Source organism: Gemmobacter nectariphilus DSM 15620, from assembly GCF_000429765.1.
GTDB lineage: Bacteria > Pseudomonadota > Alphaproteobacteria > Rhodobacterales > Rhodobacteraceae > Wagnerdoeblera > Wagnerdoeblera nectariphila.
Genome location: NZ_KE386949.1, coordinates 602,613 through 623,404 on the forward strand (window position 1 = coordinate 602,613; position 20,792 = coordinate 623,404).

Here is a 20,792-nt window from a genome sequence, read left to right on the forward strand (position 1 = left end):
CCTTCAGGCTGACGCGGCGGCTTTGCCAGCTTGGGGCGGGATTCGCAACCGGCCAGCGCGGGCGATCAGCCAGACGGCGATGGCGACGTTCAGCCCGTTCCAGACGATGCCATTGATGAAGGCAAGCGCATAGCTTTGCGTCACGTCGTGGATCCAGCCCGACATCCAGCCGCCGATCGCCATGCCAAGGATCGTGGCCATCATCACCAGCCCGACCCGCGCGCCCGCGACCGAGGCGGGCATGTATTCGCGCACGATCAGCGCATAGGACGGCAAGAGCCCCCCTTGCGACAGCCCGAAGACCAGGCTGACCAGATAAAGCGGCACCAGCCCGTCGAACGGCAGATACAGGAACAGCGCGATCATCTGCATCGAGCCGAACAGCAGCAGCGTTGCCACCCCGCCGATCCGGTCCGAGATCAGCCCCCCCACCAGCCGCGAGGCAACGCCCCCCAGCAGCATCAGCGACAGCATCTCGGCCCCGACGGCGGGGCCATAGCCCAGGTCCATGCAATAGGCGACGATATGCACCTGCGGCATCGCCATGGCGACACAGCAGGCGATGCCCGCGACAAAGAGCAGCGCCGTCAGGGTGTTGGTCGAAACGCCCACGCTGCTGGCACGGTTGGCCGCGGCGCGGTCCGAGGCGGCCTTGGCCTCGGCCGGCGGGCGGGCGCGCAGCAGCCAAGCCAGCGGGGGAATGCCCGCCATCAGCGTCATCCCGACCAGCGCATAGGCCCACTGCCAGCCCCAGGCGGCGATCCACACATTCAGCACCAGCGGCCAGATCACCCCGGCCATGTAGTTGGCCGAAGCCGCAACCGACATGGCAATCCCGCGCCGCTTGAGGAACCAGTGCGAAATATCCGCCATCAGCGGGCCAAAGCTGCCCGCGCTGCCAAGGCCCACCACGAATTGCGCAAGGCCGACCAGCCAGACATTCGGCGCAAATCCGGCCGCCACATGACCCAGCCCCACCATGACCGCCGCACCCAGCAGCGTCGGCAAAACCCCCATGCGGTCGACCATCCGCCCGGTCACCACATTGCCCAGGCCAAAGCCCAGCATGGTCACGACGAAGATCAGCGAGGCATCCGAGCGGCTGAGCGCAAAGTCACGCTCCATTTGCGGCATGACGACGATCAGCGTCCACATGCCGGCATTGCCGATGGCGCCGACCACCATGGTCACGGCCAACCGCAGCCACGAGACGCGACTGTCCAGAACGCTTGCGGTTTGCATGGTCATCCCCCTTGATTCCGGCGCCACTGTGGCGCCGGGTTCGCGGGAAGTCCAGTCAGGCCAGATCGCCCTCGGGCGTGATCTTGGTGCGGCCGCGCAGATAGGGGTGCAGCACCTCGGGCAGCTCGACCGACCCATCGGCCTGCTGGCCGTTTTCCAGCACGGCAATCAGCGTGCGCCCGACCGCCAGCCCCGATCCGTTCAGCGTGGCAATGAATTCCGGCTTGCCGCCGCCCGCCGGGCGATAGCGCCCGTTCATCCGCCGCGCCTGGAACTGCCCGCAGGTCGAGACCGAGGAAATCTCGCGATAGCGGTTCTGGCCTGGCAGCCAGACCTCAAGGTCATGGGTCTTTTGCGCGCCAAAGCCGATATCGCCGGTGCACAGCACGACGACCCGATAGGGCAGGCCCAGCTTTTGCAAGATCGCCTCGGCGCAGCCGGTCATCCGCTCGTGTTCGGCCAGCGCGGTTTCCGGGGTGCACAGCGTCACCATCTCGACCTTCTCGAACTGGTGCTGGCGCAGCATCCCGGTGGTGTCCTTGCCCGCCGAACCTGCCTCGGACCGGAAGCAATGGGTAGCTGCGGTCATGCGGATGGGCAGCTGCGTCTCATCATAAATCTCGCCTGCGGCGAAGTTGGTCATGGTGACTTCGGACGTCGGGATCAGCCACCAGCCATTGGTGGTCTGATAGCTGTCCTCGGCGAATTTCGGCAGCTGGTTGGTGCCATACATCGCGTCTTCCTTGACCAGGACCGGGGTCCAGGTCTCGGTCAGGCCATGTTCCTCGACATGAGTGTCGACCATGAATTGCGCCAGCGCGCGATGCACGCGGGTGATCGCGCCTTTCAGCACGACAAAACGGCTGCCCGACAGCTTGGCCGCGGTTCCAAAATCCATGCCGGGCTTGACGCCCGCGATCTCGAAATGCTCGACCGGGGCAAAGTTGAACGCGCGCGGCGTGCCCCAGCGGCGGATCTCCTGATTGGCCTCCTCGTCGGCACCGTCGGGGATCTCGTCCAGCACCATGTTGGGAATGGTCATCAGCAGATCGCGCAGCGCGGCATCCTCGGCCGCGGCTTCGGTCTGCAACCGGGCAATCTCGGCCTTCTTCTCGGCCACCAGCGCGCGCAGGCGCTCGAACTCGGCGTCATCGCCGCGTGCCTTGGCGGCGCCGACCTCCTTGCTGGCCTTGTTCTGATCGGCCTGCGCGGTCTCGGCCGCCAGGATTTTCGCCCGCCGCCCCTCGTCCATCGCCAGGATCTGCGACGACATCGGCGCGACACCCCGGCGCGAAAGGGCGCGGTCGAAGGCCTCGGGCTCTTCGCGGATGAAGCGGATATCGTGCATGATCTGGCTCCTGTCAGGGATTCCTTGGGGAATGGCCGCCTTATGGCGGAAATCGCCGGGCGATGTAAGGTGGATGCTGGCGCCCCGCCCCTGATGCCGGGCCCCGCCGCAGCTCAAGCCTCGCCGGCGTCCCCTTTGCCTTTTTCAAAATACCCCACGGGGTGGTCCGGAGGGGTGTGAAACCCCTCCGGGGCCAGGGCCCCGCGCAGCGGTCTATGATCCAGGCGCAACCCCGCGGCCCTCTGCGGCGCGCAAACCACGCACCAGAAGCTCGGCCATGATCCGGCGGCGTTCCTCGGGCGCCATCTGCGACCAGCGCGCGATTTCGTCCAGCGTGCGCTGGCAGCCCAGACAGACCTCGTCCGCCGGGTCCAGCTGGCAGACATTGACGCAGGGGCTGTCCATCGCCTAACTCCGTGCCAGATGCGCCAGCCGGTCCAAGGCGCCTTGCAAGATGTACCCCGCCGCCACATGGTCGATCACCTGCGCACGGCGCGCGCGCGACGTATCGGCCTCGAGCAGCGCGCGTTCGGCGGCGACGGTGGACAGCCGCTCATCCCAGAAGGTGATCGGCAAGGGCGTCAGCTTGGCCAGATTGCGGGCAAAGGCGCGGGTCGATTGCGCGCGCGGCCCTTCGGATCCGTCCATGTTGCGCGGCAGGCCCAGCACGATCCCCTTCAACTCACGCTCGGCCACGATCTTCAGCAGCGCCTCGGCATCAATGGTGAATTTCTCTCGCCGGATGGTCAGCAGGGGCGAGGCAACGCTGCGCAGACTGTCCGAGACCGCGACCCCGATGGTCTTGGTGCCCAGATCAAGGCCCGCCAGCGCCCCCATGCGGGGCAGGCTGGCTGCAAACGCGGCGATGTCGTCATGCACCGTGGTCATTCGCTCAGCCCTGCATCGCGAGCGGCGGCCCCGACCTCGGCCAGATCGCCTGCGCTGTCCTTGAACCGGCCCTGCGCTTCGGCCCAGATCGCCTTGGCGCGGTCGGTATCGCCCAGAACGCCAAGCGCGCGGATCAGGCGCGCCCATTCCTGCGCGGTGCCGCCCTCGCTCGCCAGCCGGTTCATCAGCCCGTCGACCATGCCGCGGATCATCTTCTGGCGCTCTTCGGGGGTCATGTCCTGGGCGGCGGCCATCGCGGCAGCGTCGGGGCCGGGCATGGCGGTGCCGCGCATGGGGGGCATCTGATAGCGATGCTGGCCGGCCAGATAGGCCACATCGGGCAATTCGCTGCGCAGCGTCTCGACCCAGGGGTCCGCCTCGGTGCTGGCTTCCCACAGCGGCGCCCAGAACCGGAAGGCCAGATCGAACCGCCCGGACTGGGTGAACATCAGCCCGGAATAATAGCGCGCGATCCCGTTGGCAGGATCAAGCTTCAGCGCGCGGGCCAGCACGGCTTCGGCCTCGGGGGTGACGATGCCGCCGGTTGCGGCAACCATCAGTTCGGCCTGTGCGGCCAGATCGGCGGCGGTCGTGCCTGCCCCCTTGAGCGTGACGACCATGGCCTGCGCGCGGGCGGCGGCGGCATAATTGCCCAGCATCGCCTCGTTGCGGGCCAGCAGCTCTTGCCCTTGCAGATCGTTGGGCCGGGCCTCCATCGCCTTGCGCAGCTTCTCCATCAGTTCGGCGTGGCGCGGATCGGCGGGCGCAGGGGCAGGGGGCAGGGCGGCCGCGGCGCGGGCCTCGGCCGTGGCCTGATCGGGGCGGCCGGCGCGCATCGCTTCGGCCGCTTCCAGGCGGGCGGCAATGGGCATGTCGTCGAGGTCAGGATTGCCCAGCAGGGCATAGCCGCCAAAGGCGACGCCGGCCACGATCACCAGCACGGCCCCGGCGGTCACGGCCCGTGCCGGACCGCGCGCCGTCTGGTCGGCCGCGGCGCGCAGCGCGCTGTCGGCCGACAGCACGCGGCGGCCGATCTCGGTGCGCAGGCGCTGCGCCTCGTCCTCGGCGATCACGCCGCGTGCCAGATCGCGGTCCACCTCGGCCAGCTGGTCGCGGTAGACCTTCAGGTCGAACTCCGCCGCCGGGCTTGCGCCCGCCGCCCGCCCGCGTGCCAGTGCCGCGACCATCAATCCCGCCACCGCCAGCGTCAGCGCCACAGTGACCGCCCAGAACAGAATGCTGCCCATGCCTTCCCCTTTGCTGGCCCCCCATGTAACCGTTGCGGGCCGCCCGAAAAAGCCCGAACGCGCGCCGTGATGTCGCAGCCCGCCCCCGCCCGGCCCCTTTTCGCGGGGCAGTCACCGGGGTATGAGGGGCAAAAGCCAACCATGGGGCCGCCATGAAACGCTATTCCGTCTTTGCCCTCGCCCGTGCTGCGCTGGACTGGCATCAGGGCTGGGAACGCGCCTGGCGCGATGCGCAGCCCAAGGGCCGCTATGACGTGGTGATCGTCGGGGCCGGCGGGCATGGGCTGGCCACGGCCTATTATCTGGCGAAAAACCATGGCATCACCAACATCGCCGTGCTGGAAAAGGGCTGGCTGGGCGGCGGCAACACCGGGCGCAACACGACGATCATCCGGTCGAACTATCTTCAGGACAGCTCGGCCGCGATCTACGAAAAGGCCCGCAGCCTCTACGAGACGCTGAGCCAGGATCTGAACTACAACGTGATGTTCAGCCCTCGCGGACTTTTGATGCTGGCCCAGACCGAGCATGAGGTGAAGGGCTACATGCGCACCGTCCATGCCAACCACCTGCAAGGCGTGGCGACCGAATGGATCGGGCCCGACCGGGTCAAGGATCTGGTGCCTGCAATCAACATCGACGGGCCGCGCTATCCGGTGCTGGGGGCGCTTTATCAGGCACGCGGCGGCACGGCGCGGCACGATGCTGTGGCCTGGGGCTATGCGCGGGCCTGTTCGGCCATGGGCATCGACATCATCCAGAACTGCGAGGTGACGGGGATCGACCGCGCGCAAGGCCGCGTGAGCGGGGTGCGCACCAGCCGCGGCGCCATTGCCTGCGACAAGCTGGGGCTGGTGGTTGCCGGCCATTCCAGCGTGCTGGCCGAGATGGCGGGCTTTCGGCTGCCCATCGAATCCCTGGCGCTTCAGGCGCTGGTGTCAGAGCCGGTCAAGCCCATGCTGGACGTGGTGGTCATGGCCAACACCGTGCATGGCTACATCAGCCAGTCCGACAAGGGCGAGCTGGTGATCGGCGGCGGCACCGACGGGTTCAACAACTACACCCAGCGCGGCAGTTTCCAGCACATCCAGGAAACCCTGCGTGCCCTGATCGAGACCTTCCCGGCGATCTCGCGGCTGAAGATGCTGCGCCAATGGGGCGGGATCGTCGACATGACGGGCGACCGATCGCCCATCATTTCCACCACGCCGCTTGAGGGCTGTTTCGTCAACTGCGGCTGGGGAACCGGCGGGTTCAAGGCGATCCCGGGATCGGGCTGGGCGATGGCCGATCTGATGGCCCGCGGCACGCCAGGGCCGCTGGCCGCCGAATTCAGCCTGACCCGGTTCCGCGAGGGCCGGTTCATCGACGAAAGCGTTGCAGCGGGGGTGGCGCATTGATGGGTCAAGGTGGCGCAAGTCTGGTGCGATGGAACCTTTGCAGTGTCTTGCGGGTTGGTCCTGCAGTGACAACTTGCGAGGAGACCCTGTCATGGCCAGCGAAAACATCCCGGGCAGCGGCAACACCGGCCTTGCCTTCATTCTGGGCGGTGTCGTCGTGGCGCTTGCCGTCGTGGCCTGGCTTGCCCTTGGGGGCGAGATGCCGGGCGACAAGCCTGACGTGTCCATCACCGTGCCGGGCGTCGGCAAGGTCGAGGCGGACGTCAAGGGCTCGGGCGGCTGATCGCGTTCGGGCCGTCGGCGGACACGCCGGTTGCGGCACCCCGGGGGCGCGCGTTCCGCAGGCCTGCCCGCCTTTGGGCAGGCGGGGGCGGTCGGCGCCCCCCGCTCGCATCTGGCAGGAGTGCTTTGCATGCTGACCCTTACCTGCCCCTATTGCGGCGTCACCGCCGAGGAAACCGAGCTGACGCCGGGCGGGCAGGCGCATCTGACGCGCTTTGGCCCCGGATCAAGCGATGCCGAGTTCGAGGGCTATCTGTTCGCGCGCACCAACCCCAAGGGCGTGCATTTCGAACGCTGGCGCCATGCCTATGGCTGCGGCAAGTGGTTCCATGCCGCCCGCTGCACCGCAACGCTGGAAGTGTTCGGCACCTATCCCGCGCAGGCCGTTGCGCCGCCGGATGATCTGATCGCACATATCAAGGCCCGCCGTCCGGGCTGGGAGGGCTGGACATGACCACCCGTCTGGCCCGTGGCGGGCGTCTGATCGACCGGGGCGCGCCGCTGGAGTTCACCTTCGATGGCGCGCGCCTGCGCGGCTATCAGGGCGACACGCTGGCCTCGGCGCTGCTGGCCAATGACCGGCTGCTGATGGGGCGCAGCTTCAAGTATCATCGCCCGCGCGGCCCCGTCGCCTCGGGCGTCGAGGAACCGAACGCGCTGGTCAACCTTGGCAAGGGCGCCCGGGCCGAGCCCAATTGCCGCGCCACCACGACCGAGCTGTTCGATGGTCTGGCTGCCAGCAGCCAGAACCGCTGGCCCAGCCTTGATCTCGATGTCGGGGTGGTGAACGACGCCATGGCGCGCTTCCTGCCGGCGGGGTTCTATTACAAGACCTTCATGTTCCCGCGTCCGTTCTGGAAACACCTGTTCGAGCCGGTGATCCGCCAGTCTGCCGGCCTTGGCCCGGCGCCCAAGGACCGCGATGCCGACCGATACGAACAGATCCACGCCGTCTGTGATGTGCTGGTTGCAGGTGGCGGGGTGGCCGGGCTGACGGCGGCGCTGGCCGCCGCCCGGTCAGGCGCGCGGGTGATGGTGCTGGACCAGGCGCCGCATTGGGGCGGCCGCGCGCCGGTCGATGGCGGCGAGATTGATGGCAAACCTGTCGAGACCTGGGTCAACGACGCGCTGCAAGCTCTTGAAACGCTGCCCAATGTCGTGCTGCGGTCCCGCTGCATGGTGGCCGGCGTTCACGATCACGGCCATGTGCTGGCCGAGGAGCGGATTGCCGACCATAGCCCCGGCGATGGCCGGCCCCGTCGCCGCCTGTGGCGCATCCGGGCTGGCAAGGTGATCGCGGCCACCGGCGCGCTGGAACGCCCGCTGGCCTTTGCCGGCAATGATGTGCCGGGCGTCATGCTGGCCAGTGCGGTGCGCGACTATCTGGTCAACTGGGGTGTCAGCCCTGGCGATCGCACGGTGATCGTCACCAACAACGACGACGCCTATCGCACCGCCATCGCGCTGCGCCAGGCGGGCCTTGCGGTGCCCGCCGTGCTGGACGCGCGCGAGCGTGCCGAGGGCGATCTGCCGCAGCAGGCGCGCGCGCTGGGGATCCGGGTGGAAACCGGCAAGGCCATTGCCCGCGTTCAGGGCCGCAAGCGGGTGACAGGCGTGCAGGTCTGCCTGCAAGCCGGCGAAGGCGCGGTGCTCGAGGATATCCCCTGCGAGGCCGTCGCCATGTCGGGCGGCTGGTCGCCCGTCGTCCATCTGTGGAGCCATTGCGGCGGCAAGCTGCTGTGGGATGAGGCAGGGGCGATGTTCCGCCCCGATCCCGTGCATCCGCCGACCGGCGCCAGTGGCCAGCCGATGGTGGTCTGTGCCGGCGCCGCTGCAGGCGCGCTGCGGCTGGGCGATTGTGTGACCGATGCCCATCTGGCGGCAGGGGGCGACGGCGGGGCTCCGGCGGGCGCGGCGCCCATCGAGGCGCCGCTCGCCCCGGTCTGGGTCATGCCGCAAGGCGCCCCGGTGGCCATGCGCGCGAAGATGTGGCTGGATTTCCAGAATGACGTAAAGGTCAGCGACATCCAGCTTGCCGCGCGCGAGGGGTTCACCTCGGTCGAACATGCCAAGCGATATACCACGCTGGGCATGGCGACGGATCAGGGAAAACTAAGCAATATCAACGGACTTGCCGTTCTGTCGCAAGCGCTGGATGAAGGGGTGCCGCAGGTTGGCACGACAACCTTCCGCCCGCCCTATACCCCCGTCGCCTTTGGCACGCTGGCCGGCGAGGCGCGGGGGCCGCTGTTCCAGCCGCTGCGCCGCACGCCGATGCATGACTGGCACGAGGGGCGCGGCGCCCATTGGGAGCCCGTGGGCCTGTGGCGCCGCCCGCTGGCCTATCCGGCGCCGGGCGAGAGTGTCGAACAGGCGACCCGGCGCGAGGTGCTGGCGGTCCGGCAAGGCGCCGCGCTGCTCGATGCCTCGACCTTGGGCAAGATCGTGGTCAAGGGGCCGGATGCGGGCCGCTTTCTCGACATGCTTTACAGCAACCTGATGTCCACCCTGGCCGTCGGCCGCTGCCGCTATGGGCTGATGCTGAACGAGCAGGGCTTTGTGATCGACGATGGTGTCGTCGCGCGGCTGTCGGAGGACACCTTCCTGTGCCACACCACCAGCGGCGGGGCAGACCGTATCCACGCCTGGATGGAAGACTGGCTGCAATGCGAATGGCCGGACTGGCAGGTGTTCACCGCCAATCTGACCGAGCACTATGGCCAGATCGCTGTTGCCGGCCCCAAGGCCCGGGCGCTGCTGGAAACCCTGGGCGGGATGGACGTCTCGGCACAGGCGCTGCCCTTCATGGGCTGGGCCGAGGGGCAGATCGGCGGCGTTCCGGTGCGGGTCTACCGGATTTCCTTTACGGGCGAGCTGTCCTTTGAACTGGCGGCTCCTGCAGGTCAGGCGCTGGACCTGTGGCGGCAGTTGATGGCTGCGGGCGAGGCGTTGGGCGTCGTGCCCCATGGCACTGGCGCGCTGCATGTGCTGCGGGCGGAAAAGGGCTTTGTCATCGTCGGGGACGAGACCGATGGCACCGTCACCCCGCAGGATCTGAACATGGGCTGGGCGGTGTCGAAGACCAAGGCGGATTTCATCGGCAAGCGCGGGCTGGAACGTCCGGCCCTGACCGATCCCGACCGCTGGCGGCTGGTCGGCCTTGAGACGCTCGATGGTTCGGTCCTGCCCGAAGGCGCCCATGCGGTCGCGGACGGGGTGAATGCCAACGGTCAGCGCAAGGTGCAGGGCCGCGTCACCTCGACCTATCACTCGCCCACCCTGGGGCGCGGCATCGCGCTGGGGCTGGTGCGGCGCGGCCCCGAGCGGCTGGGCGAGGTGCTGGAGTTTCCCACCATCGGCGGCGCCTTGGTCAAGGCGCGCATCGTCGATCCGGTGCGCTATGACAAGGAAGGGGCGCGGCAGAATGTCTGATCCGGTCACGGCGCTGAATGGGGCGCGCGCGCAGGGCTATGTCACTGTCACCGAGGCCCCGCCGATCGGCATGATCACCCTGCGCTGCCGGGGCGATGTCGGCCCGGCGCTGGCGGGGCTGAACCTGCCCTTGCCTGGCCAGCGCCGGATCGAGACCGGGGCAGGGGGCGGCGTTGCCTGGATGTCGCCCGATGAATGGCTGATCCTGATCCCGCGTGATCGCGTGGGCGCGGTGCTGGCCGGGCTGGCCGGGGCCTTGCAGGATGTGCCGCATCTGGCCGTCGATGTCTCGGACGCCCGCGCGGTGCTGTGGCTGGAAGGCGACAAGGTGCGCGAGGTGATCGCCAAGGCCGCCCCGGTCGACATGGCGCCCGGCGTGTTCGAACCCGGCGAGGTGCGCCGCACCCGCGCCGGGCAGATCGCCGTCGCCTTCTGGATGGTCGACGCGCGCACGGTCGAGCTGGTCTGCTTTCGATCCGTCGCGCGTTATGCGTTCGATCTGTTCGCCACGCTGTCCCAGCCGGGGGCCGAGGTGGGGCTGTTCGACTGATCGCCCGCAAGGGGGGCAAGGTCGGGCTATTCGAGCCATGCGGGGCGTCTTGCCGAGCGACTTGCGCCCGTGGCTGGCCGCTGGAGGGGTTTCACACCCCTCCAGACCTCCCCGTGGGGTATTTTCGGCAAGGTGAAATGGAAAGACCGCCGAGTTCGGACCCATGTGTGCGGGCGGCTTTCGGGCGGCTGTGTCTGACCCTCTGGCCGTGCTGCGATCGGGCGGTTCCGGGGCGGCGCGGTTCGGGGCCTTGACCGACAGCAGGCGGCCGGTTGGGGCGGTAAGTGGTGTGGCTTTGACCGACCGCGCCGTGCTGCGCCGATCCCGCCCCTTGGCCTGCACGGTGCGCTGCGCTAGGCTGCCCTTCGTCAGCAGGAGGCAGATGATGCGCGAGGCTTCGGTCAATGTTCTGGGCGGCGCGCTGCAGACGTGCTCGACCGCGCCGATGACGGGGTTCTTTCGCAACGGCTGTTGCGATACCGGGCCGGCCGATCATGGCCTGCATACCGTGTGCGCGGTGATGACGGCAGAATTTCTGGCCCTGTCGAAATACCTTGGCAATGATCTGTCCACCCCGCGCCCCGAGTTCGGCTTTGCCGGGCTGAAGCCGGGCGATCGCTGGTGCCTGTGTGCCTCGCGGTTTCTTCAGGCCCATGACGAAGGTGCGGCGCCCAGGGTGAACCTGGACGCCACCCATCGCCGCACGCTTGAGGTGGTGCCGCTGGAGATCTTGCGTCTCCATGCTCTCGAGGCCGGCGAATAGCCGGATTGCGCCATCGGGTCCACAATGCCACAAGGCGCGGGACCGAAGCAGGGAGGCTTGGATGGAGACGATCCGTATCGAGGTGGACAGGCGCGGGGTTGCCGGTCTGGTGCTGGCGCGGGCCGAAAAGCACAATGCCTTGTCGGCGCAGATGATTGCCGAACTGACCGAGGCCGCAGGCCGTCTGGCGCGGGATCCGGCGGTGCGCGTGGTGGTGCTGCGCGCCGATGGCGACAGTTTCTGCGCTGGCGGCGATCTGGGCTGGATGCAGGAACAGATGCGCGCCGACGGGGCCACCCGCGCGCGCGAAGCCACCAAGCTGGCCGCCATGCTGGGGGCGCTGAACACGCTGCCCAAGCCGCTGATCGGACGCGTGCAGGGCAATGCCTTTGGCGGCGGCATCGGCATGATGTCGGTCTGCGATGTGGCCGTGGGCAGCGACAGCGCCCGCTTTGGCCTGACCGAGGCGCGGCTGGGGCTGATTCCCGCCACCATCGGCCCCTATGTCGTCGCCCGCATGGGCGAGGCGATGGCACGGCGGGTGTTCATGTCGGCCCGCCTGTTCGGCGCCGATGAAGCGGTGCGGCTGGGCCTGCTGGCGCAGGCCGTGCCGGCCGCCGATCTGGATGCCGCCATCGAGGCCGAGGTTGCCCCCTATCTGGCCTGCGCCCCTGGCGCGGTGGCCGAGGCCAAGCGCCTGGTGCGCCGCCTTGGCCCGCCCATCGACGAGGCCGTCATTGCCGAGACCATCGCCGCGCTGGTCGAGCGCTGGGAAAGCCCCGAGGCGGCCGAGGGAATCGCCGCCTTCTTCGGCAAGCGCAAGCCGAACTGGTCCGGCTGACGGCCCGCCGGGCAGGGCAAAGAGCCAGAGCGATTCTCTACGGTATCGCCTGGCTTGCCCGTCCGGTGGCCCCGGCCCTTTCCGCGATGCGGCATCGCTGCATCACCGCCGACCGAATTTCTGCACACCATGGTATGCAGCAAGGAATTTTGCCCTGCCATCAGCAGTATCTGTCAACCGGCTTCGGTTGACCGTGGCGGGGGTCAGGAGTAAACGGGTCGCGGGCGCTGCGTCGCGCCTCGAGGTCCGCAAGCCGAAGGAGCAAGCCTTGGACGCGCTTCTCAGAGAATATCTGCCCATCCTTATCCTGCTGGCATTGACGATTGCGCTTGGTCTGGTGCTGATCCTGGCCGCCGCCGTTCTGGCCGTGCGCAATCCGGATCCGGAAAAGGTGTCCGCCTATGAATGCGGGTTCAACGCCTTTGACGACGCGCGCATGAAGTTCGACGTGCGGTTCTACCTCGTGTCGATCCTGTTCATCATCTTCGATCTGGAAGTGGCCTTCCTGTTTCCCTGGGCGGTTGCCTTTGCGGATCTGTCGATGACGGCCTTCTGGTCGATGATGGTGTTCCTTGGCGTGCTGACCGTCGGCTTCGCCTACGAATGGAAGAAAGGGGCGCTGGAATGGGAGTGATGACCGGGGCGAACACCGCCGGGCAGGACCGCGAGGTCGCCACCCAGGCGCTGAACCGCGAGCTGCAGGACAAGGGGTTCCTGCTGACCTCGACCGAGGACATCATCAACTGGGCGCGCAATGGCTCGCTCCACTGGATGACCTTCGGTCTGGCCTGCTGTGCGGTCGAGATGATCCAGACCTCGATGCCGCGCTATGACCTTGAACGCTTCGGCACCGCGCCGCGCGCGTCGCCCCGTCAGTCGGACCTGATGATCGTCGCCGGCACGCTGACCAACAAGATGGCGCCCGCGCTGCGCAAGGTCTATGACCAGATGCCCGAGCCGCGCTATGTGATCTCGATGGGCAGCTGCGCCAATGGCGGCGGCTATTATCACTACAGCTATTCCGTGGTGCGCGGCTGTGACCGCGTGGTTCCGGTGGACATCTATGTCCCCGGCTGCCCGCCCACCGCCGAGGCGCTGCTGTATGGCATCTTGCAGTTGCAGCGGAAGATCCGCCGCACCGGCACGCTTGTGCGCTGAGAGGAGGCGGAAATGTCCGACGCCCTGAACGAACTCGGCGCCTATATCGAGGCAAAGCGCGGCGATGATGTCGTGCGCTGGTCGGTCGATTTCGGCGAGCTGAACGTGGAAATCCTGCCGGGCCGCACCGTGGCCTTCATGGAGTTCCTGAAATCCGATCCGACCTGCCGGTTTGCCACGCTGGTCGATGTGACGGCCGTCGACTGGCCCGAGCGCGACAAGCGGTTCGATGTGGTCTGGCACCTGCTGTCGATGCACCGCAACCAGCGCATCCGCGTCAGATCGGCGATCGAGGAGGATCAGATGATCCCCTCGGTGGTGTCGGTCTGGCCGGCCGCCAACTGGTTCGAGCGGGAGACCTTCGACATGTTCGGCATCCTGTTCTCGGGGCACCCCGACCTGCGGCGCCTGCTGACCGATTATGGTTTCCGCGGCCATCCGCTGCGCAAGGATTTCCCGACCACCGGCTATACCGAGGTCCGTTACGACGAGGCGCTGAAGCGTGTCGTCTACGAGCCGGTGAAGCTGGTGCAGGAATACCGCCAGTTCGACTTCCTCAGCCCCTGGGAAGGGGCGCAGTATATCCTTCCGGGCGACGACAAGGCCAAGGCGTGATCGGCAGACCCACATATCTGTTCGGCGCCGGCGCGACCAAGGCCGGCACGACCTGGCTGCTCCGCCATCTGGCGGGGCGCCCCGACGGCTATTTGCGGTCGGATCGGGACCTGCAGCACCGCCACAGTCTGGCTGGCGCGGGCGACCGTCAGATCGCGGTGAGCCGCCGCAAGCCGGCAGCGCCGCTGGCGGTGTCCTGGGTTCAGGATCGGGCCGCGCTGGTTCCGGTGCGACTGCTGGCGATGGTCCAGGGCATGCTGATGTCTGCTCCGGGCCTTGCCTGGCTCTGTGCCTTTTCGGGCAGCAGCGCCCATTCGGCCGATACTTCGGCGCGCATGGACGACGGCGCGCCCCTTGCCATGACGGCTGAGCGTAAGGGCCGCCTTCGGGCCTTTCTTCAGTCGCAATACGACTTTGTCGCCACTGCTTTCCCGGATATGCCGGAAAGCTGGCGCGCGAACCTTGACGGAGTGACCGCATGATGGACGGCAAGTTCGACGACGCGCTGACCGGCGAGCAGAAGATCCGCAACTTCAACATCAACTTCGGGCCGCAGCACCCGTCGGCGCACGGCGTGCTGCGTCTGGTGCTGGAGCTGGACGGCGAGATCGTGGAACGGGCCGACCCGCATGTCGGCCTGCTGCACCGCGGCACCGAAAAGCTGATGGAAAGCCGGACCTATCTGCAAAACCTGCCCTATCTGGACCGGCTGGATTATGTGGCGCCGATGAACCAGGAACATGCCTGGTGTCTGGCGATCGAAAAGCTGACCGGCACCGTGGTGCCGCGCCGGGCCAGCCTGATCCGGGTGCTGTTTTCCGAAATCGGCCGCCTGCTGAACCACCTGATGAACGTGACCACCGGCGCGATGGACGTCGGCGCGCTGACCCCGCCGCTGTGGGGCTTTGTGCCGCGTGAAGAGCTGATGATCTTCTACGAACGGGCCTGCGGCGCGCGTCTGCACGCGGCCTATTTCCGGCCCGGCGGGGTCCATCAGGATCTTCCGCCCGATCTGATCGACGATATCGACGCCTGGGCCGAGAAATTCCCTAAGGTGCTGGACGATATCGACGGTCTGCTGACCGAGAACCGCATCTTCAAGCAGCGCACGGTGGATATTGCCGTCGTCTCGCCCGAAGACGCGCTGGCCTGGGGCTTTTCGGGGGTCATGGTGCGGGCCTCGGGCATGGCCTGGGATCTGCGGCGTGCCCAGCCCTATGAATGCTACGACGAATTCGACTTCCAGATCCCGATCGGCAAGAACGGCGACTGCTATGACCGTTTCCTGCTGCGGATGCAGGAGATGCGCGAATCGACCAAGATCATTCGCCAGTGCATCGCCAAGCTGCGGGTCGAACAGGGCGACGTTCTGGCGCGTGGCAAGCTGACCCCGCCCAAACGGGCCGACATGAAGCAGTCGATGGAAGCGCTGATCCATCACTTCAAGCTGTATACCGAAGGCTTCCACGTCCCGGCCGGCGAGGTCTATGCCGCGGTCGAGGCGCCCAAGGGCGAGTTCGGCGTCTATCTGGTTGCGGATGGCACCAACAAGCCGTGGCGCGCCAAGCTGCGGGCGCCGGGCTATCCGCATCTGCAGGCGATGGACTTCCTGTCGCGTGGCCACCAGCTGGCCGACGTGTCGGCCATCATCGCCACCATGGACATCGTGTTCGGGGAGATCGACCGTTGATCAGCCGTGCCCCTATCCACGCCGGCCCCGCCGCTGCGGAGCCCGCAAAGCGGCAGCCCCGTCTGCCGAGCAGGAGTAACCCCATGTTCCGTTCCCTTGGTCTTGCGGCGCTGCTGGCGCTGGGTGCCGGGGCCGCGCAAGCGCAGGCCACGCCCGAGCAGGTGGAAAATCTGGTGAAGGCCATCGTCGCGGCGGGCTGCGTCGTGACAGCAGACAACAATGCAGCCGTGCTGTCGGCTGCGGGCCTCGACAAGCAGGATGCCTCGGTCGTGGTGAATGCGCTGCTGGGCCTTGGTCAGGCGGAAATCGACGGCGGCGATCTGCGGCTGAAAACGGCGGGGTGCAACTGATGCTGCGTCGTCTTGCCCATCACCAGCCCGAAGGGTTCGCCTTTACCCCGGCCAACCAGGCCTGGGCCGAAGCCCAGATCACGAAATACCCCGAAGGGCGTCAGGCCAGCGCGGTGATCCCGCTGCTGTGGCGCGCCCAGGAGCAAGAGGGCTGGCTGTCCAAGCCTGCCATCGAATATGTTGCCGACATGCTGGGGATGCCGCGCATCCGCGTGCTCGAGGTGGCGACTTTCTATTTCATGTTCCAGCTGCACCCGGTCGGGGCGGTGGCGAACATCCAGATCTGCGGCACCACGTCGTGCATGATCTGCGGCGCCGAGGATCTGATCGAGGTCTGCAAGCGCAAGATTGCCGCCAAGCCGCATACCCTGTCGGCGGACGGCAAGTTCAGCTGGGAAGAGGTCGAATGCCTTGGCGCCTGCGCCAATGCGCCGATGGCCCAGATCGGCAAGGATTACTTCGAGGATCTGACCCCCGAGCGTCTGGAATGGCTGCTGGATGAATTGTCCGCCGGCCGCGTTCCGGTGCCCGGTCCGCAGAACGGGCGCTATTCGTCCGAACCGCTGGGCGGGCTGACCTCGCTCAAGGATCACGATTCGGGCCGCACGCAGTATAATGCCAGCGTGCAGGCGGCCGTGGACATCGGCGACAGCGTCAAGCGCATTGATGGCACCGAGGTGCCGCTGATCGTGTCCTGGCTGAAGAAAGCCGCCGATGCGGCACCCGTAGAGGCCGAGGGCGTGCAGCCTGCGGCGCTGGCGGCCCCGCGCGATGGCACGGGCGATGATCTGAAGATCATCGAAGGCATCGGCCCGGCGCTGGAAAAGCTGTGCCATTCGCTGGGCATCTTCCACTATGACCAGATCGCGGCCTGGAGCCCGGCCGAGGTTGCATGGATGGATGGCAACCTGAAGGGCTTCAAGGGCCGCGTGACCCGTGACAAATGGGTGGCGCAGGCGAAACTGATCGGCGAGGTGGGGATCCCCGAGTTCCTCGAACGCGCCAAGACGAACGACTACTGAGGCGGGCAGGTGGCTGCCCGTCCGCCGACCGGCCCCGATGCCTTTGCCCGCCGCATGCGGGTTGTGGGCACGGTGATCGCCCTGACAACGGTCCTGTGGCTGTTGCTGGGCGAGATCGGTCGGCAGTACCACTGGGACGGGCGCTATGCCCTGTTGATCGATCTGGCGGCCCTGGCCGCCTATGTCTGGGCGCTGATTGTTGCCTGGCAACTCTGGCGGAAACGCCGGGATACATGAGGGAAGGCGGATGCTGAAGGATCAGGACCGGATCTTTACCAACCTCTACGGGATGCATGACCGCTCCCTGGCAGGGGCGATGAAGCGCGGCCACTGGGATGGCACCGCTGCGATCATCGCGCGCGGGCGGGACAAGATCATCGACGAGATGAAGGCCTCGGGTCTGCGCGGCCGTGGCGGCGCGGGCTTTCCGACCGGCATGAAATGGTCCTTCATGCCCAAGCAGTCGGATGGCCGCCCGTCCTATCTGGTGATCAACGCCGACGAATCCGAGCCCGCGACCTGCAAGGACCGCGAGATCATGCGCCACGATCCGCATACGCTGATCGAGGGCGCGCTGATCGCCAGCTTCGCCATGGGCGCGCATACCGCCTATATCTACATCCGCGGCGAATACATCCGCGAGCGCGAGGCCCTGCAACGCGCGATCGACGAATGCTATGATGCGGGCCTGCTGGGCAAGAATGCCGCCAAGTCGGGCTGGGATTTCGATCTTTACCTGCACCACGGCGCCGGCGCCTATATCTGCGGCGAGGAAACCGCGCTGCTCGAAAGCCTTGAAGGCAAGAAGGGCATGCCCCGGATGAAGCCGCCGTTCCCGGCGGGCGCGGGCCTTTACGGCTGCCCGACCACGGTGAACAACGTCGAATCCATCGCGGTGGTGCCGACCATCCTGCGCCGTGGCCCGGAATGGTTCGCAGGCTTTGGCCGCCCGAACAACGCCGGCGTCAAGCTGTTTGCCATGTCGGGGCACATCAACACGCCCTGCGTCATCGAGGAATCGATGTCGATCCCGATGAAAGAGCTGATCGAGCGTCATGGCGGCGGCGTGCGCGGCGGGTGGAAGAACCTCAAGGCGGTGATCCCCGGCGGCGCCTCGTGCCCCGTGCTGACTGCCGAGATGTGCGAAGACGCCATCATGGACTACGACGGGATGCGGGCGCTGAAATCCAGCTTCGGCACCGCCTGCATGATCGTGATGGATCAGAACACCGATATCATCAAGGCGATCTGGCGCCTTGCCAAGTTCTTCAAGCATGAAAGCTGTGGCCAGTGCACGCCCTGCCGCGAAGGCACCGGCTGGATGATGCGGGTGATGGAACGGCTGGTCACCGGCGAGGCCGAGGTCGAGGAAATCGACATGCTGCTGGATGTGACCAAGCAGGTCGAGGGGCACACGATCTGCGCCCTTGGCGATGCGGCCGCCTGGCCGATCCAGGGCCTGATACGCAACTTCCGCGGCGAGATCGAGGACCGCATCAAGGCAAAGCGTACCGGCCGCACCGGCGCGCTGGCGGCGGAGTGAGGCCGATGCGGGCAGGGCTGATCCTGATGCTTGTGGGGGCGCTGGCGGCGACGGCCGCCTGCAACCGCCGCCCCGCGCCGGAACATGCCTTGCCCTACAAGGCCGGCCTCAAGGTGCAAGATGACGGGCTGCTCCTGGTCTCGGTCAAGGCGCCGGGCGCGACGGTGGATATGGTGCGCGAAAGCGTGCGCTATCAGGCCACGCAGCATTGCCTTGTGAACCGGGGCAGCTCGGTTGCGGATTGGGTCATGGACCCGGCCACGGGGGATTGGGCCTATACGCTCGATACCGCGGGCAACATGAATTTCCAGGCCCGCTGCAGGGCCTGAGCGAACAGGCCCCGGACGCGGTTCGGGGTGATGGGATGAAAGGGTGCCGGGCAGCCGGTGCATGAGTGGAGGCGGGGCATGAGCACGCTCAAGAAAGTCATCATCGACGGCACCGAGGTCGAGGTCGATCCGGCGATGACCATCATCCAGGCGGCCGAAGTCGCCGGGATCGAGATCCCGCGCTTTTGCTATCACGAACGGCTGTCGATCGCCGGCAACTGCCGGATGTGTCTGGTCGAGGTGGTAGGCGGCCCGCCCAAACCTGCGGCCAGCTGCGCGATGCAGATCCGCGATCTGCGGCCCGGCCCGAACGGCGAGCCGCCGGTGGTCAAGACCAACAGCCCGATGGTCAAGAAGGCCCGCGAAGGGGTGATGGAGTTCCTGCTCATCAACCACCCGCTGGATTGCCCGATCTGCGACCAGGGCGGCGAGTGTGACCTGCAGGACCAGGCCATGGCCTACGGCGTTGACTTCAGCCGCTACCGCGAGCCGAAGCGCGCCTCCGAGGATCTGGACCTTGGCCCGCTGGTCGCCACCACGATGACCCGCTGCATTTCCTGCACCCGCTGCGTGCGCTTTACCACCGAGGTGGCGGGCATCACCCAGATGGGCCAGACCGGGCGCGGCGAGGATAGCGAGATCACCAGCTATCTGAACCAGACGCTCGACAGCAACCTGCAGGGCAACATCATCGACCTGTGCCCGGTTGGCGCGCTGACCTCGAAGCCCTATGCCTTCACCGCCCGCCCGTGGGAGCTGACCAAGACCGAGACGATCGACGTGATGGACGCGCTTGGCAGCAACATCCGCGTCGATACCAAGGGCCGTGAAGTCATGCGCATCCTGCCGCGCAACCATGACGGCGTGAACGAGGAATGGATCAGCGACAAGACCCGCTTTGTCTGGGACGGCCTGCGCCGTCAGCGGCTGGACACGCCCTATATCCGCGTGAACGGCAAGCTGAAGAAAGCCAGCTGGCCCGAGGCGCTGGAGGCTGTGGCGGCTGCGATCAAGGGCAAGAAGGTGGCCGGTCTGATCGGCGATCTGGCCCCGGTCGAGGCGGTCTGGTCGCTCAAGACGCTGGTTGACTCGCTGGGCGGCAAGGTCGAGTCCCGCGTCGATGGTGCAAAACTGCCGGCAGGGAACCGCTCGGGCTATGTCGGCACGGCGACGATTGCCGATCTGGACACCGCGAAAACCATCCTTCTGGTCGGCACCAACCCGCGCACCGAGGCGCCGGTGCTGAACGCCCGCATCCGCAAGGCCTGGCTGGCCGGCGCGCGCGTCGGGCTGATCGGGCCCAAGGTGGATCTGACCTATGACTATTATCACTTCGGCGACAGCCGCGATGCGCTGGTCAACCTGGTCGGCAAGGTCGAGGCCAAGCCCGATACGGTGGTCATCGTAGGGCAGGGCGCCCTGAACGAGGCCGATGGCGAGGCTGTCCTGAGCCAGGTGATGAAATACACCGAAGGCGCGGGTGCCAAGCTGCTGGTGCTGCACACGGCCGCAGCCCGCGTGGGCGCGATGGATGTGGGCGCCGTCACCGAAGGCGGCGTTTCAGCCGCCCTGGACGGGGCCGAGGTGGTCTGGAACCTGGGCGCTGACGAGGTGGAAATCGCCGCCGGTCCCGTGGTGATCTATCAGGGCAGCCATGGCGATCGCGGCGCGCACCGCGCCGACATCATCCTGCCGGGCGCCGCCTATACCGAGGAAAACGGTCTCTTCGTCAACACCGAGGGCCGCCCGCAGCTGGCAATCCGCGCGGGCTTCCCGCCGGGCGAGGCAAAAGAGAACTGGGCGATCCTGCGCGCCGTGTCGGCCGTGGTTGGCAAGCAGCTGCCGTGGGACGATCTGGCGGGTCTGCGCCGGGCGCTGGTTGCTGCCCATCCGCATCTGGCCGCCATCGACAGCGTGCCGGCGAATGACTGGAACCGCATCCCGCTGCGCGAGCCTGCCAAGGCGACGTTCCGCTATGCGGTCAAGGACTTCTGGCTGACCAACCCCATCGCGCGGGCCTCGCCGCTTATGGCGGAGCTGTCGGCCAACGCGGCCGCGCGCGCCCGTGCGCCCTTGGCGGCCGAGTGAGACG

23 protein-coding genes are annotated in these 20,792 nt (G+C 67.2%); 18 read left to right on the plus strand and 5 right to left on the minus strand.

Annotated features, from left to right (window positions below; genetic code table 11):
• Positions 1–3: 3 nt before the first annotated feature.
• The 5 genes from G481_RS0121700 to ccmI all read right to left on the minus strand — a co-directional run bounded on the left by G481_RS0121700 (position 4) and on the right by ccmI (position 4,725).
• Positions 4–1,248, minus strand: coding sequence for an MFS transporter (locus tag G481_RS0121700; protein WP_425402487.1), 1,245 nt, complete (start codon positions 1,246–1,248; stop codon positions 4–6).
• Between the two features lie 49 nt (positions 1,249–1,297).
• Positions 1,298–2,590: a serine--tRNA ligase gene (gene serS / locus G481_RS0121705; protein ID WP_028031875.1), complete on the minus strand. Its 1,293-nt coding sequence runs from the start codon at positions 2,588–2,590 to the stop codon at positions 1,298–1,300.
• Between the two features lie 213 nt (positions 2,591–2,803).
• A complete protein-coding gene (locus G481_RS0121710) occupies positions 2,804–2,995 on the minus strand; it encodes a DUF1289 domain-containing protein (protein ID WP_028031876.1) in 192 nt (63 codons plus the stop codon).
• 3 nt (positions 2,996–2,998) lie between these two features.
• Positions 2,999–3,478, minus strand: coding sequence for a Holliday junction resolvase RuvX (ruvX, locus tag G481_RS0121715; protein WP_028031877.1), 480 nt, complete (start codon positions 3,476–3,478; stop codon positions 2,999–3,001).
• Positions 3,475–4,725 carry a c-type cytochrome biogenesis protein CcmI gene (gene ccmI, locus G481_RS0121720; RefSeq protein WP_028031878.1) on the minus strand — a complete coding sequence of 417 codons (1,251 nt, stop codon included), beginning with the start codon at positions 4,723–4,725 and terminating at the stop codon, positions 3,475–3,477. Before ccmI ends, ruvX begins: the two co-directional genes overlap by 4 nt.
• Positions 4,726–4,877: 152 nt before the next feature.
• On the opposite strand from ccmI, the gene G481_RS0121725 reads away from it, so the two are divergent.
• The 18 genes from G481_RS0121725 to nuoG all read left to right on the plus strand — a co-directional run bounded on the left by G481_RS0121725 (position 4,878) and on the right by nuoG (position 20,788).
• Complete coding sequence (locus G481_RS0121725; protein ID WP_028031879.1) at positions 4,878–6,125, plus strand: sarcosine oxidase subunit beta family protein; 1,248 nt, start codon at positions 4,878–4,880, stop codon at positions 6,123–6,125.
• A gap of 91 nt (positions 6,126–6,216) precedes the next feature.
• A complete protein-coding gene (locus G481_RS0121730) occupies positions 6,217–6,408 on the plus strand; it encodes a hypothetical protein (protein ID WP_028031880.1) in 192 nt (63 codons plus the stop codon).
• Between the two features lie 129 nt (positions 6,409–6,537).
• Positions 6,538–6,861 (plus strand): sarcosine oxidase subunit delta, encoded by a 324-nt coding sequence (locus G481_RS0121735; RefSeq protein WP_028031881.1) that lies wholly within the window; start codon positions 6,538–6,540, stop codon positions 6,859–6,861.
• Positions 6,858–9,839: a sarcosine oxidase subunit alpha family protein gene (locus G481_RS0121740; RefSeq protein WP_028031882.1), complete on the plus strand. Its 2,982-nt coding sequence runs from the start codon at positions 6,858–6,860 to the stop codon at positions 9,837–9,839. The genes G481_RS0121735 and G481_RS0121740 overlap by 4 nt, the downstream gene beginning before the upstream one ends.
• Positions 9,832–10,389: a sarcosine oxidase subunit gamma gene (locus tag G481_RS0121745; RefSeq protein ID WP_028031883.1), complete on the plus strand. Its 558-nt coding sequence runs from the start codon at positions 9,832–9,834 to the stop codon at positions 10,387–10,389. Before G481_RS0121740 ends, G481_RS0121745 begins: the two co-directional genes overlap by 8 nt.
• Before the next feature lie 385 nt (positions 10,390–10,774).
• Entirely contained in the window at positions 10,775–11,152 is a 378-nt protein-coding gene (locus tag G481_RS0121750; RefSeq protein ID WP_028031884.1) for a DUF2237 family protein, read from the plus strand.
• Between the two features lie 61 nt (positions 11,153–11,213).
• Positions 11,214–11,993 carry a crotonase/enoyl-CoA hydratase family protein gene (locus G481_RS0121755; RefSeq protein ID WP_028031885.1) on the plus strand — a complete coding sequence of 260 codons (780 nt, stop codon included), beginning with the start codon at positions 11,214–11,216 and terminating at the stop codon, positions 11,991–11,993.
• Between the two features lie 268 nt (positions 11,994–12,261).
• The gene (locus G481_RS0121760; protein WP_028031886.1) at positions 12,262–12,627 is read left to right on the plus strand and encodes an NADH-quinone oxidoreductase subunit A; all 366 of its coding nucleotides are present in this window, start codon (positions 12,262–12,264) and stop codon (positions 12,625–12,627) included.
• On the plus strand, positions 12,618–13,151 hold the full coding sequence (locus G481_RS0121765; RefSeq protein ID WP_028031887.1) for a NuoB/complex I 20 kDa subunit family protein: 534 nt from the start codon (positions 12,618–12,620) through the stop codon (positions 13,149–13,151). The genes G481_RS0121760 and G481_RS0121765 overlap by 10 nt, the downstream gene beginning before the upstream one ends.
• 12 nt (positions 13,152–13,163) lie before the next feature.
• Complete coding sequence (locus G481_RS0121770) at positions 13,164–13,766, plus strand: NADH-quinone oxidoreductase subunit C (protein ID WP_028031888.1); 603 nt, start codon at positions 13,164–13,166, stop codon at positions 13,764–13,766.
• Positions 13,763–14,248 carry a hypothetical protein gene (locus G481_RS0121775; RefSeq protein ID WP_028031889.1) on the plus strand — a complete coding sequence of 162 codons (486 nt, stop codon included), beginning with the start codon at positions 13,763–13,765 and terminating at the stop codon, positions 14,246–14,248. Before G481_RS0121770 ends, G481_RS0121775 begins: the two co-directional genes overlap by 4 nt.
• Positions 14,248–15,456 (plus strand): NADH-quinone oxidoreductase subunit D, encoded by a 1,209-nt coding sequence (locus tag G481_RS0121780; protein WP_211235248.1) that lies wholly within the window; start codon positions 14,248–14,250, stop codon positions 15,454–15,456. The genes G481_RS0121775 and G481_RS0121780 overlap by 1 nt, the downstream gene beginning before the upstream one ends.
• Before the next feature lie 83 nt (positions 15,457–15,539).
• Entirely contained in the window at positions 15,540–15,806 is a 267-nt protein-coding gene (locus tag G481_RS0121785; protein ID WP_028031891.1) for a hypothetical protein, read from the plus strand.
• Positions 15,806–16,828, plus strand: a complete 1,023-nt coding sequence (gene nuoE / locus G481_RS0121790) for an NADH-quinone oxidoreductase subunit NuoE (RefSeq protein ID WP_028031892.1) — start codon at positions 15,806–15,808, stop codon at positions 16,826–16,828. Before G481_RS0121785 ends, nuoE begins: the two co-directional genes overlap by 1 nt.
• 9 nt (positions 16,829–16,837) lie before the next feature.
• Positions 16,838–17,065, plus strand: coding sequence for a DUF5337 family protein (locus G481_RS0121795; protein ID WP_028031893.1), 228 nt, complete (start codon positions 16,838–16,840; stop codon positions 17,063–17,065).
• Positions 17,066–17,075: 10 nt separating this feature from the next.
• Positions 17,076–18,371: an NADH-quinone oxidoreductase subunit NuoF gene (gene nuoF, locus G481_RS0121800; RefSeq protein ID WP_028031894.1), complete on the plus strand. Its 1,296-nt coding sequence runs from the start codon at positions 17,076–17,078 to the stop codon at positions 18,369–18,371.
• A 5-nt stretch (positions 18,372–18,376) separates the two neighbouring features.
• On the plus strand, positions 18,377–18,700 hold the full coding sequence (locus tag G481_RS0121805) for a hypothetical protein (RefSeq protein WP_028031895.1): 324 nt from the start codon (positions 18,377–18,379) through the stop codon (positions 18,698–18,700).
• Positions 18,701–18,778: 78 nt separating this feature from the next.
• On the plus strand, positions 18,779–20,788 hold the full coding sequence (gene nuoG, locus G481_RS0121810) for an NADH-quinone oxidoreductase subunit NuoG (protein ID WP_028031896.1): 2,010 nt from the start codon (positions 18,779–18,781) through the stop codon (positions 20,786–20,788).
• The last annotated feature ends 4 nt before the right edge of the window (positions 20,789–20,792 follow it).

What these genes read in the sequence shown, in the direction of transcription:
- G481_RS0121700 (WP_425402487.1), bottom strand. Translation starts at nt 1,248, where the DNA reads ATGACCATGCAAACCGCAAGCGTTCTGGACAGTCGCGTCTCGTGGCTG.
- serS (WP_028031875.1), bottom strand. Translation starts at nt 2,590, where the DNA reads ATGCACGATATCCGCTTCATCCGCGAAGAGCCCGAGGCCTTCGACCGC.
- G481_RS0121710 (WP_028031876.1), bottom strand. Translation starts at nt 2,995, where the DNA reads ATGGACAGCCCCTGCGTCAATGTCTGCCAGCTGGACCCGGCGGACGAG.
- ruvX (WP_028031877.1), bottom strand. Translation starts at nt 3,478, where the DNA reads ATGACCACGGTGCATGACGACATCGCCGCGTTTGCAGCCAGCCTGCCC.
- ccmI (WP_028031878.1), bottom strand. Translation starts at nt 4,725, where the DNA reads ATGGGCAGCATTCTGTTCTGGGCGGTCACTGTGGCGCTGACGCTGGCG.
- G481_RS0121725 (WP_028031879.1), top strand. Translation starts at nt 4,878, where the DNA reads ATGAAACGCTATTCCGTCTTTGCCCTCGCCCGTGCTGCGCTGGACTGG.
- G481_RS0121730 (WP_028031880.1), top strand. Translation starts at nt 6,217, where the DNA reads ATGGCCAGCGAAAACATCCCGGGCAGCGGCAACACCGGCCTTGCCTTC.
- G481_RS0121735 (WP_028031881.1), top strand. Translation starts at nt 6,538, where the DNA reads ATGCTGACCCTTACCTGCCCCTATTGCGGCGTCACCGCCGAGGAAACC.
- G481_RS0121740 (WP_028031882.1), top strand. Translation starts at nt 6,858, where the DNA reads ATGACCACCCGTCTGGCCCGTGGCGGGCGTCTGATCGACCGGGGCGCG.
- G481_RS0121745 (WP_028031883.1), top strand. Translation starts at nt 9,832, where the DNA reads ATGTCTGATCCGGTCACGGCGCTGAATGGGGCGCGCGCGCAGGGCTAT.
- G481_RS0121750 (WP_028031884.1), top strand. Translation starts at nt 10,775, where the DNA reads ATGCGCGAGGCTTCGGTCAATGTTCTGGGCGGCGCGCTGCAGACGTGC.
- G481_RS0121755 (WP_028031885.1), top strand. Translation starts at nt 11,214, where the DNA reads ATGGAGACGATCCGTATCGAGGTGGACAGGCGCGGGGTTGCCGGTCTG.
- G481_RS0121765 (WP_028031887.1), top strand. Translation starts at nt 12,618, where the DNA reads ATGGGAGTGATGACCGGGGCGAACACCGCCGGGCAGGACCGCGAGGTC.
- G481_RS0121770 (WP_028031888.1), top strand. Translation starts at nt 13,164, where the DNA reads ATGTCCGACGCCCTGAACGAACTCGGCGCCTATATCGAGGCAAAGCGC.
- G481_RS0121780 (WP_211235248.1), top strand. Translation starts at nt 14,248, where the DNA reads ATGGACGGCAAGTTCGACGACGCGCTGACCGGCGAGCAGAAGATCCGC.
- G481_RS0121785 (WP_028031891.1), top strand. Translation starts at nt 15,540, where the DNA reads ATGTTCCGTTCCCTTGGTCTTGCGGCGCTGCTGGCGCTGGGTGCCGGG.
- nuoE (WP_028031892.1), top strand. Translation starts at nt 15,806, where the DNA reads ATGCTGCGTCGTCTTGCCCATCACCAGCCCGAAGGGTTCGCCTTTACC.
- nuoF (WP_028031894.1), top strand. Translation starts at nt 17,076, where the DNA reads ATGCTGAAGGATCAGGACCGGATCTTTACCAACCTCTACGGGATGCAT.
- G481_RS0121805 (WP_028031895.1), top strand. Translation starts at nt 18,377, where the DNA reads ATGCGGGCAGGGCTGATCCTGATGCTTGTGGGGGCGCTGGCGGCGACG.
- nuoG (WP_028031896.1), top strand. Translation starts at nt 18,779, where the DNA reads ATGAGCACGCTCAAGAAAGTCATCATCGACGGCACCGAGGTCGAGGTC.